At 69.4% G+C, this 10,032-nt stretch carries 9 protein-coding genes and 1 pseudogene; 5 read left to right on the top strand and 5 right to left on the bottom strand.

What is annotated here, in order from left to right; translation table 11 throughout:
* A pseudogene (locus AC3ET4_RS29565) lies at window positions 1–203 on the top strand (IS630 family transposase); the annotation flags it as partial.
* Window positions 204–383: 180 nt separating this feature from the next.
* Window positions 384–518, top strand: a complete 135-nt coding sequence (locus AC3ET4_RS29560; protein ID WP_431954836.1) for a hypothetical protein — start codon at window positions 384–386, stop codon at window positions 516–518.
* Window positions 519–1,415: 897 nt separating this feature from the next.
* On the opposite strand, the gene AC3ET4_RS29555 is transcribed toward AC3ET4_RS29560, so the two are convergent.
* Window positions 1,416–1,643, bottom strand: coding sequence for a TetR family transcriptional regulator (locus tag AC3ET4_RS29555; protein WP_431954834.1), 228 nt, complete (start codon window positions 1,641–1,643; stop codon window positions 1,416–1,418).
* A gap of 173 nt (window positions 1,644–1,816) precedes the next feature.
* On the opposite strand from AC3ET4_RS29555, the gene AC3ET4_RS29550 reads away from it, so the two are divergent.
* Entirely contained in the window at window positions 1,817–2,581 is a 765-nt protein-coding gene (locus AC3ET4_RS29550) for an SDR family NAD(P)-dependent oxidoreductase (RefSeq protein WP_431954832.1), read from the top strand.
* 452 nt (window positions 2,582–3,033) lie between these two features.
* Here the strand turns inward: AC3ET4_RS29550 and AC3ET4_RS29545 are convergent, their stop codons facing one another.
* The 3 genes from AC3ET4_RS29545 to AC3ET4_RS29535 all read right to left on the bottom strand — a co-directional run bounded on the left by AC3ET4_RS29545 (window position 3,034) and on the right by AC3ET4_RS29535 (window position 7,044).
* Complete coding sequence (locus tag AC3ET4_RS29545) at window positions 3,034–4,440, bottom strand: FAD-binding oxidoreductase (protein ID WP_431954830.1); 1,407 nt, start codon at window positions 4,438–4,440, stop codon at window positions 3,034–3,036.
* 342 nt (window positions 4,441–4,782) lie between these two features.
* Window positions 4,783–5,346, bottom strand: a complete 564-nt coding sequence (locus tag AC3ET4_RS29540) for an NADPH-dependent FMN reductase (RefSeq protein WP_431954828.1) — start codon at window positions 5,344–5,346, stop codon at window positions 4,783–4,785.
* Between the two features lie 717 nt (window positions 5,347–6,063).
* Window positions 6,064–7,044, bottom strand: a complete 981-nt coding sequence (locus AC3ET4_RS29535) for a helix-turn-helix domain-containing protein (RefSeq protein WP_488175974.1) — start codon at window positions 7,042–7,044, stop codon at window positions 6,064–6,066.
* 537 nt (window positions 7,045–7,581) lie between these two features.
* Between AC3ET4_RS29535 and AC3ET4_RS29530 the strand changes: the two genes are divergently transcribed.
* A complete protein-coding gene (locus tag AC3ET4_RS29530) occupies window positions 7,582–8,679 on the top strand; it encodes a vWA domain-containing protein (RefSeq protein ID WP_431954824.1) in 1,098 nt (365 codons plus the stop codon).
* A 131-nt stretch (window positions 8,680–8,810) separates the two neighbouring features.
* Here the strand turns inward: AC3ET4_RS29530 and AC3ET4_RS29525 are convergent, their stop codons facing one another.
* A complete protein-coding gene (locus tag AC3ET4_RS29525) occupies window positions 8,811–9,596 on the bottom strand; it encodes an alpha/beta fold hydrolase (RefSeq protein ID WP_431954822.1) in 786 nt (261 codons plus the stop codon).
* 256 nt (window positions 9,597–9,852) lie between these two features.
* Here AC3ET4_RS29525 and AC3ET4_RS29520 point away from each other — a divergent pair.
* A partial coding sequence (locus AC3ET4_RS29520; protein ID WP_431954820.1) for a CoA transferase occupies window positions 9,853–10,032 on the top strand: 180 nt, incomplete at its 3' end.

Below are 10,032 nucleotides of genomic sequence, written 5' to 3'. Positions count from 1 at the left end.
TCGAACTCAACCCCGACGAGCTGGTCAACGCCGACCTCAAGCACAGCCTCCCCAAGCAACACCGGGCCCGGAACCAGGCCGAACTTGCCGCGGAGACCCGCCGGTTCTTCCGCAGACGCCAGCGTCAGCCACACATCGTCCGCGGCTACTTCGGCGGCCCGCACGTCCGCTACGTCCTGAACGAGAACTCCATGAGCTTCTGATCAATATGTGCTGGAGAAGCGGGGTTGGCTGGTGCGGGCGAGAGACGGACGGTTCATGCCCGTGCCCGGAGCAGTCGCCCGGGACGTTTCTCCGGCCAGCGAGGAGCATCGCCGGCCAGGCGCCGGGACAGCCTGATCACGGCGGCCCACCACACCATCTGGGCGTGGTGGTACCAAGCCGTGCTCAAGATGCCGGCCTCCCAGGCCGGGAGGCCGGCCGCTGGACCGGGCGGCGAGATCTGCGGCGAAGCCTGGATCGCCGAGCTCACCAGGAACATCCTGACGGGCGGGCCGCAGGGGGTGCGGCTGATGTGAGACGTGTCAGGTTTGCCGACACGTGACGCCGGTGGCGGTCAGCTTTGACCGACAGGAACGCGCACCGGTTGAGGCACCTGGGTGAACGGCGCTCATGGTCCTCCAACCGTGGCGACGAGCGGCATCGTTCTTGATCGGGCGAGTTGACGTTCCGCCGCAGGTTCCAGTTCGGGATCGTGCTGGTCCGGCAGGCCCCCGTCGCTTCGCCGCGGTGGGGGCCTGCCTTTGCGCGAGGGTCTCGGGAGAGAGAGCAGTGCCCTCGGCTGTCGCTCAGACTGCTCGCCGCGTGATCAGTCCACAAGCCGCCGTGCGGGGGGGCTCCGTCGGCGAGCTCAGCCGCAGGGGCCAGGGCACGTAGCGTATTCTGCAAGTTGCGGACGGCTACCCAAGTGAAATTTCGCCGGATGCCCATGATTGGTTGGCGAATGGTTGAATTCCCCCCTCGGACACTCGTCACAGCGGTACACGGACGAGGGCTTCGATCTGACGGATCGGGGCCCTTTGTGCGTTTTCGCAGCTGATCGTGATCCCGAACGCTTCGTCGGGCGCGACCTTTTCGGCGCAGCCGAGGGTGGCACGCAATCTGTCCCCATCGCGGTCGGGGGTCGGCAGCGTGCGCAGGAATGGACTCGTCGTGGCTCGCGCCCCTTCGGCGTCGTGATGGACGCGACGCATCCGATGCGGCGCTTCCCCTCGTGATGGTCGGCTCCACACGCGCCGCTTCCGTCGGGGGCATGGTCAGCCGTTCGCGAGCGTCCTCCTCCTGAAGGCGTTCCCGAATGAGTTCGTGAAGGCTGTCGAGCAGACGGCGTGGGGCGGCATCGATGCGTTCGTCCTCGCTCTTCGCATCGAGCGCGGTTCTGGTGGAGAGGCAGCCGGGCGGAGGGCTTCCCTCGGTCAGCGATTGATCGTGAAGTCCCGGAGGTCGGCGAGTGCACGGTCGATGTCCGGTTGCGCCAGGAGTACGGCGACGTTGCCGTTGCCGGACAGGAACGTGCGTGAGTACCTCTCGACGATGTGAAGGAAGAGCGTTTCCTTGTCCTGATAGGCATTGCAGAGGGAACCGCGCAGGACACCTGTCGCGGTCGCGACGTCCCGCAGGGTCGCTTCCCCGTAGCCCTTCACCCAGACGATCTTCGGGCGCGATGGAGCACCTGCTCCTCACCGATGTCCGCTTGCCGGCCATGTGGCGACCCTAAGTCGTCCTCCAGCGACGGAGTTATGATGCATGACAGGTGCGTCAAACATGTTCGTCGTACCGCTCGACTTCTGCCTGGCAAGGTCCAAGGAGTAGCCCGATGGAGCATCAGCCCAGTCGCCCGCTCGACGGCCGCGTCGCGATCGTCACCGGCGCCAGTTCCGGGATCGGCCGGGCCACGGCGATCGCGATGGCCGAGGCGGGGGCACGTGTCCTTGGTGTGGGTCGGCGCCAGAGTGCGCTGGAGGAGCTCGCCGGCCTGCATCCCGACATCTCCACCCTGGTTGTCGACGTGCGTCTGGACGAGGCGCCCGCGTTGATCATCGGCGCGGCCGTCGACCGCTGGGGGCAGCTTGATGTGCTGGTGAACAATGCCGGCGCCACCGCGCGCGTCTCGCTCGACGAGGTGACACGGGTGCGCGTCGCCGATCTGTTCGACCTGAACGTCGTGGCGCCCACCATGCTCGCCCAGGCGGCGTTGCCTCATCTGCGCTTGAGCAAGGGCTCGATCATCAACATCTCCAGCACGTACGGCCACCGTCCGCAGCCGGGCGCCGCCCATTACGCGGCGAGCAAGGCCGCCCTGGAGCAGTTGACGCGTACCTGGGCAGTCGAACTGGCCCAGGACGGAGTCAGGGTGAACTGCATCGCCCCCGGCCCGACCGAGAGTGAGGCGCTGGCCAGGTCCGGGCTCACGGAGGAGGACGTGGTCCGGGTCAAGAAGGAGCAGGCGGCACAGATCCCCCTGGGCAGGAGGGGTGAGCCGCAGGAAGTGGCGGCCTGGATCGTCCGTTTCGCGGATCCCACTGCGAACTGGCTGACGGGCCAGGTCCTCACGATCGATGGAGGACTCGAACTGGTCTGAGTGTCCAGAACGGTGAGCCTGTGCAACGTGGCCACCGACCGGGTGTGCTGCCGGGGGCCGGGACCACAGAAACGCGCCTCGTGAGCATGTGGAGCCGGCAGCTGCGCGGGTGAGGAGGAGGTCACCTCAGCCGACGAGCTGTCCTCGGCACCGTATGGCTCAAGTCCGGTCGTACAGGTGGAGCTTCCCTCGCGTCGCCACAGCCGTATCGTCAGTTGTCAGCTCACCCCTCGGACACTCGTCCCATCGGTATGAGGACCGGGCCGCGACCTGATGGTCGCGGCCCGATCCTCATGTCCGGCCCGTCGGGCCGAGTACTGCGTCAGGCTGCGCGAGCCGCTGCGTCCGCTCCGTAGGCCCCGTCGGCCACGCGGCTGTGGGCGCGGCGCCTCGAAAGCCGACGGGAACCCGTGGGCCGGACAGAAGGGTCCGGCCCACGGGGCCGGACTCCGTCAGCCCGGCAGGATGTTGTGGTTGACCCGGAACATGTTGGTCGGGTCGTACGTCTTCTTCGCCGCGGTCAGGCGCTGATAGCGCTCGGCGCCGTAGACCTCGCTCAACCGCTCGGGGTCGGTGGCCTCCTCGGTGGAGAGGAAGTTGACCATCCGGCGCCGGTCCGCCCAGGGCTCCATCGCGTCCATGACCTCGTCGAGCTTGCCGCCCAGGTAGCCGGCCTGGTCCGGGGCGCCCACGCCGAAACCGAAGAGGACGAAGGGAAGCCCCCGGGTCGAGACGGCGTTGGGCACCGCGGGCTCGCGGTCGAGGGCACCGCCGAGCATGCGGAGCTCCACGCTCACGAGCGGGGAGTCCGACTCAGGGCCGAGCAGCTCGACGAGCTTGTCGGCCGCCTCGGCGGGGAACTCGCGCAGCATCGTCGTGCGGTCGGAGTAGGGCATCGGCGTCGGGGGGTCCATGTGGATCGCGCCCATGGCGGTGTAGGGCATCTCGCCCACGGTGTCGATGAGCGCCGGGGCGGCCGCGCGCACAGGGGCGATCAACCGCTCGCCCTCGGCCACCGGGCCGAGGAAGGCGAACCGCACGTGCACCACGAACGCCCCCCGCAGCGGCTCCGGCAACTCGGGCAGCGGAGGCAGCCGCTGCACGGCCACCGAGGAGTTCATCTCCTCCGGCATCGCCGCCTGCCAGGTGCGCCAGGTGTGCAGCACGTCGGCGAGACGTTCGCCGGGGAAGTAGATCCCGCCCCCGTAGAACCGGGTCACCGGGAACAGGTCGAACTCCAGCGCGGTGACGACGCCGAAGTTGCCCTTGCCCCCGAGCAGGGCCCAGAAGAGCTCGGCGTCGCTGTCCGCCGTGACGTGCCGCAACTCGCCGTCGGCGGTCACCACGTCCAGCGAGCGCACATGATCCGCCGCATATCCGTGGCTGCGGCCGAGGACGGGGCTGAGTCCACCGCCGAGGGTGTATCCGGCCACGCCGACCAGCGGAGCCGAGCCGCTCATCGGGGCGAGGCCGACGGTGGCGGCGGCGTCGATCACCTCCTGCCAGATCACTCCGGCCTCGACGCGTGCGCGTCGGCGCTCGGCGTCGACGACGAGGCCCTTCATGCGCCGGGTGCTGATCAGCACCCCGTTCCGGGCGGGGTCGACCTGCTGGTGCCCCGTGGTCTTCACCGTCACGGGCCGGCCCTCGCGGGCCGCGAAGCGGATCGCCGCCTGCACGTCGGCCGCATCGGCGGCGCCTACCGCGAGCGCCGGCTCGAGGGCCACGTTCAGGTTGAAGAGCCCGCATTCGGCGTCGTAACCCGCGTCGCCAGGAAGCAGGACCGGACCGCTCACCACCGATGCGAGCTCGGCCGCCTGAGCGGGCGACACATGGGTGAGCGGATCGTCAAAAGTCATGGTGTTCCTTGTGCTTCGAGTCACGCGGTCGCGGTCGCCCGTCGTGTCATCCCGCGCGTGTGATGTGGCGCCGCGTCGGAGCAGGGGCTGTGCCCCCTGGGCGACCGGCGCGGTTGCAAATTATAACCAGAATCTAAAAGTGTCCCAACGGCACCCTGGGTGCCGGCGTCCATCACCGTACGGGTGCGGGGACGCCCGCGTGGGGCGGGGCCTTCCCTGGCCGGGGCCGACCCGCCCGTGCTCGCCTGGCGGGGGCGGAGCCGGCCCCGCCGGACCACCGGCCGCCGCCACGGGCCGGGGTGGCGGATCGGAAAAGCGGCGGGGCGGCTCGGCGGAGGTCGGTCAGGTGCCGGCGCGCAGCGGCTGCAGGGCCTTCGACCAGCTGACGAGCTGGTCGAGCATGGTCTCCACGGTGGCCTGGTGGTGCGCGCCCGGCTTGAAGACGCTGTAGTTCTCGAAGTCGGACAGGAGGGACAGCGCGACCTGCGCGCGCACCGTGGCGATCTGCAGCTCGCTCGCGATGAGGCGGAGGTGCTCCACGGCGCGGTGCCCGCCGGCGGCGCCGTAGCCCACGAAGCCGGCGGCCTTGTTGTTCCACTCCGCGTAGAGGTAGTCGAGCGAGTTCTTCAGGGCGCCCGTGGTGGAGTGGTTGTACTCCGGGGTGACGAACACATAGCCGTCGAACTCGGCGATCTTCGACGCCCACGCCTTGGTGTGGTCGTTCTGGTACTGCCCGAGCGACGGGGGAATCACCTCGTCGAGGAGCGGCAGAGGATAGTCCGCCAGGTCCACGAGCTCGAACTCCGCGTCGGAGCGCTGCTTGGCGATGTCGAGAACCCACTCCGCCACCGCGGCGCCGTTGCGCCCCGGACGGGTGCTGCCGAGGATGACTGCGATCTTGGTCATGTCGTGCCTTTCGTCGGTGCGGCGTGCGTCGGCCGCGCAAGCGGTGCCTGGCCGGGGGAGGGCTCACACGGGCCGGGAGCCGGTGCGGTTCGGCGGTCCCGTCGAGAGGCGATCGGGCTGCGCGGAACCTGGTCCGGTTCGCGGGGGCGCACACGAGGTGGCCGCTCCCAGGGCGCCCGCCCTGGCCGCGGAGCACGTGCTCGGTGCCGACTTCGTCGTCGGTGGCGACAGTAGAGCGAAGCAGTTGAGAAGGCAACCAAGGCGAGGTCCGATGTGACCCCTGCTCGGTGCCTGGTGTGCAACGGTGCGGGGCGCGTACCGATGGCCCGTAAGCCCCTGTTCGGGTCTTCCTGATGCACTGTGCGGCACCCGTTCGATGGCCCCGGCCGCCCGGCGCGGCCGCCGTGGTCGGCGGTGCGGCCCGCCGCCGAGGGCCCGGCACTTCGGCGGCCGGCTCCTGGGGGGGAACCGGACCTGGTGCATCGGGCCCGAATCCCTGCACGGGCGGGCAAGGATGCGGCCGATCCGTGCACGGAAAGGCAAGACGGCGCCCTGGGTACCGCGTAGCGTTGACCGCGGCCGGCGGGGTTGTGATCTGTGCGTCCGAGGACGGGAAGCCGGCGGGTGCGGCCCTCATGGGCGCCTCAAGGCCGCGGTCGCGATCGGACGGTGGACTGTCGTGGTGGGCCGGTCGTGGCCGCGCAGCAGCGGCAGTCCTCAGAGTGCGATCTTGCCTGAGAGCGCACGGTTGTCGAGGCGCCACTCGCGCGGGCTCACACCGTACGCCGCTTTGAAAACGCGGCTGAAGTGCGGTGCGCTGCTGAACCCCCACCGGTGCGCGATCGCCTCGATCGTCATGTACTGGTGCGCGGGCGACGCCAGTTCCTTCCTGGCTTCTTGGAGGCGCTGAGTCCTTATCCAGTCGCCGAGTGTGATTCCCGCTCGGGACAGGGTCAGATAGAGCTGGCGTACGGAGACGTGATGCTCCGCGGCGATGCGTGCGGCGGTCAGGTCGGGTTCCGTCAGATGGAGGCGGACATACTCCTCCACGCGGTGCAGGAGTGTCCTGTTCAAAGGTCCGCCGGCCAGGTCGTCGCGGCCGATGCCCGAGGTGACCACGGCCCTGATCAGATCGACGCAGGGCTGTGCGAACAGGGCTGCCTCGGTCTCGCCGACAGCGGCCTGGCTGCGGGCCAACCGCGTGAAAAAGGCGACGGCGGCATTCACGATCGGGCGATCCGAACCGATCCGCACCGCTGTGACCCGGTCGAGCAGGGACGGCCGCAGCCCCAGGAGATCCGCGGGAACGCGAACGACGACCGCACGTACCATGCCCTGGAAGACGACCTCGTAGGGCTTCGCGTTCTCGATCACCGTGAGATCTCCTGCCCGTATCTCCCCCTGCCTGCCGCCCTGTTGGAATCGGGTGACCCCCGCCTCCTGGAGAGCCACGAGGACCTGCGGCGCCGTGTCGTCCGCCGACGGAGTGGTCGCCCGCCGGAGGCCGGGCAGGTTCCAGTCGAGCCTGGAGACCCTCATTGCTCCCACCTTGTTGATGGTCGCGACGGCCCTCAGGTGGTGCAGGTTCGGCGGGAGATCCACCTCGATGGGGCCGTTGAGCCTGCGGGACAGCTCACGGACGGCATCCGCGCGCTCGCGGGGAGCCAGCAGCCCCAGGTCGAAGAGCCGATGTGTCATGGGGGCCTCCTCCTGCACCGATCGCGGGCCGCGACCCACGATACAGCGGTCGAAGGCGAGTTTTGCCCTTTTTAATACCCTATGAACAAGTGGCATGCGGCTTTAACGCCCCTTGGGCACGTGGCATGCGGCCCTGCCGTGCACCAGAGGATCACGCGCGTACGGGGCCGCTCCTTCGAGGGGCGTCCCGGAGGGCTCCGGTCGGCGAGAGGCGGCGCCAGGGCTCCGGTCCCCGGCCCCGGCCGCCGGAATCCGGCATCGCCGTCATTGTCAGTGCCGCTCCCTAGAGTGAAGCCATCATCTGGACGGCCAGAGCCTCTGCCGGGTGTCGCGATCCCGGGCAGAGGTGTGCCGACCGGCGGATGAGGGCGTTCCGAAGCTCTCCTGGCGACAGCATGTCACCGATCGCTCCGGCGAGTCCGCTACGGCGGGCGTACCGGAGGGGCGACCGGCAGGCCCGGCCGGGACGTCCGGTCACCACAGGGCGCTGCCGCGGGCCGCGGGGGTTCCACGGGAATCGAGAGAAGGGGTGGCGCGATGGGCGCTACGGTGAAGGACCGGCTCAAGAAGCATTTTGTGAACCATGTCGCCCTTGTCATCGACAAGTCCGGCTCCATGAGCGGTCACTCGGAGCAACTCGTCCGTGTGGTCGACGAGTTCGTGAAGGGGCTGAAGGAGGAGTCCGACCGGCTCGGCCATGAGACCCGGATCAGCCTCTACGCCTTCGACCACCTCGTGGAGAATTTGGTGTGGGACATGGACGTCAAGCACCTGCCGTCCATGCGCGGCCTGTACACGGTCGAGAACGGGGCGACGGCGCTGATCCAGGCGTCGTTGAAGGCGCTCGACGACCTCGGCCACATATGGGAGGAGTACGGCGAGCACAGCTTCCTCGAGGTCGTCGTCACCGACGGCGAGGAGAACGCCTCCGGGGCCGACAGCACGGGCGCGCGCCACGACCGCCTGCCCGGCGGCCGCGCGGTGCTGGACGAGTGGCGGGGCAGGATCACGGACAGGATGAACAACCTGCCGGAGCACTGGACGTCCGCCATCCTGGTGCCGAACTCCCTGGCCAAGCGCACCGCTCAGCAGTACGGCTTCCCCACGGGCAACATCTCCATCTGGGACGCGGACTCGGCCCAGGGCGTCGAAGAGGCGATCGGCACGGTCAAGACGGCCGCGACGAGGTTTCTGCGGGACCGCGAACAGGGGGTGCGCGGAACGAGGAACCTGTTCGCGATGGGACAGGATCTGAGCTCGGCCGATGTGAAGTCCAGCCTCCAGGCCCTCGACACCGGCGGCTACGTGCTGATCCCCGTGGACCAGCAGACGTCCATCCGTGATTTCGTCACCCGTGCGGGCCACCGGTACACGACCGGCTGCGCCTTCTACGAACTGTCCAAGCGCGAGAAGATTCAGGCCGGCAAGAAGATCGCCGTGGCGGAGAAGGACGCGGCCACCGGCCGGATGACCGGGAAGGTGTTCACGGGGCCGGCCGCACGGCAGATCCTGGGCCTGCCGGCGACGGAGGTGACGGTGACCCCGGGGAGCAACGCGGCGTACACCGTGTTCGTCCAGTCGACCTCGGTCAACAGGAAGCTCGTCCCGGGGACGAAGCTGCTGGTCCTGCTGTAGCGGCGGGTTCCGTGCGGTGCCGGCAGGTCGGCGACGCGAGGGCGGTGTCGCGGTCCGCGTACGCGCACGTGATGGGGGGGCGTCCGGCGCCCGGGAGCGGGAGGCTCCCGGGCGAGCCGCCGCTCCCCGGTCTAGCGGGCGAGGAAGGGAAGGAGCCGCGTGGTGAGTTCGGCGGGCGCGTCCAGTGCGATCAGGTGAGCGGCGGTGGTGAACTCGACCAGAATGGCACCGGGGATATGGGCGGCATAGCGGCGGGCGATGTCCTGGAAGTCGGGGACGTCGAGTGCGCCGACGCCGATCAGCGTGGGGACGGAGACTGCGGTGATGTCGCCGCTGCCGGGGCCGTCGGAGTGCCGGGCGACGGCCTCCTGGTTGACCAGTGACGTGCGCATCGGGTCGCGGAGCCGGTCGGCCAGCTCGGGGGCGACGTCCTCCCACGCCCGCGCGGGCCCGCGCAGCCACATGTCCAGGTTGACGCGGACGGCGGCGTCCAGGTCTCCCGCGGCCAGGGCCTTCGTCTCGGCTTCGTCGTACGCGACCATCTCCGCTGACCAGTCGTATCCCGGCCACGGTGGGGCGAGCAGCACCAGGGAGTGCACCCGGTCCGGGTGGGCGAGGGCGAAGTCCACGGCCACGCGGCCGCCCCAGGAGGCGCCGACGAGCCTGACCCGTGCGTGGCCGAGGTGGTTGAGGAGGCGGAGCAGGTCGTCGGTTTCCCTGAACCGGCCGCTCGGTGGGGCGGATTCGCCGAAGCCGCGCAGGTCGTACCGGATGACGGTGTGCTGCCCCGCCAGGTCGGGCGCGACGGCGTTCCACATGCGGTGGTCGGCGACGCCGGCGTGCAGGAGGACGACGGGCGGTCCGTCGCCGTCGACGACGTAGGAAAGGTGTCCGAGTTCATCGGTGAGTGTGAGCATCGGCAGATGTTCGCACAGGACCCGAACGCGCGCGACGCATAAAGCGGGAAGCACGCCCGGCCCGACCGGTGGCCGGACCGGGCGCGGTGGCACGGCGCGGCCCCGTCCCGGCCAGCCGGCACGCGAAATTCCTGCCCGCGCTCTCTGGACATCCACCGTGCGGGCCGCGACCATGGTTAGTCCATACGGTATGCAATCTGCAGTATGGAATCCTGGTTCTCACTCCTGACCCGTCGTTGGATGCGAGGTGGCCGTTGTGACGCAGGCTTTGGAGGGTGTGCGTGTTCTGGACATGACGCATGTCCAGTCGGGTCCGTCGGCGACGCAGTTGCTGGCCTGGCTGGGTGCGGACGTGGTGAAGCTGGAGGCACCCGCCGGTGACATCACCCGGCGTCAGCTGCGGGACGTGCCGGGGGTCGACAGCCTCTACTTCACG

Source organism: Actinacidiphila sp. bgisy167 (assembly GCF_057707665.1).
This window is presented reverse-complemented; position numbering and strand designations above follow the sequence as displayed.

Bases quoted from the DNA above. Each gene is read 5' to 3' on its own strand.
- AC3ET4_RS29550 (WP_431954832.1), top strand. From the start codon at position 1,817: ATGGAGCATCAGCCCAGTCGCCCGCTCGACGGCCGCGTCGCGATCGTC.
- AC3ET4_RS29545 (WP_431954830.1), bottom strand. From the start codon at position 4,440: ATGACTTTTGACGATCCGCTCACCCATGTGTCGCCCGCTCAGGCGGCC.
- AC3ET4_RS29540 (WP_431954828.1), bottom strand. From the start codon at position 5,346: ATGACCAAGATCGCAGTCATCCTCGGCAGCACCCGTCCGGGGCGCAAC.
- AC3ET4_RS29535 (WP_488175974.1), bottom strand. From the start codon at position 7,044: ATGACACATCGGCTCTTCGACCTGGGGCTGCTGGCTCCCCGCGAGCGC.
- AC3ET4_RS29530 (WP_431954824.1), top strand. From the start codon at position 7,582: ATGGGCGCTACGGTGAAGGACCGGCTCAAGAAGCATTTTGTGAACCAT.
- AC3ET4_RS29525 (WP_431954822.1), bottom strand. From the start codon at position 9,596: ATGCTCACACTCACCGATGAACTCGGACACCTTTCCTACGTCGTCGAC.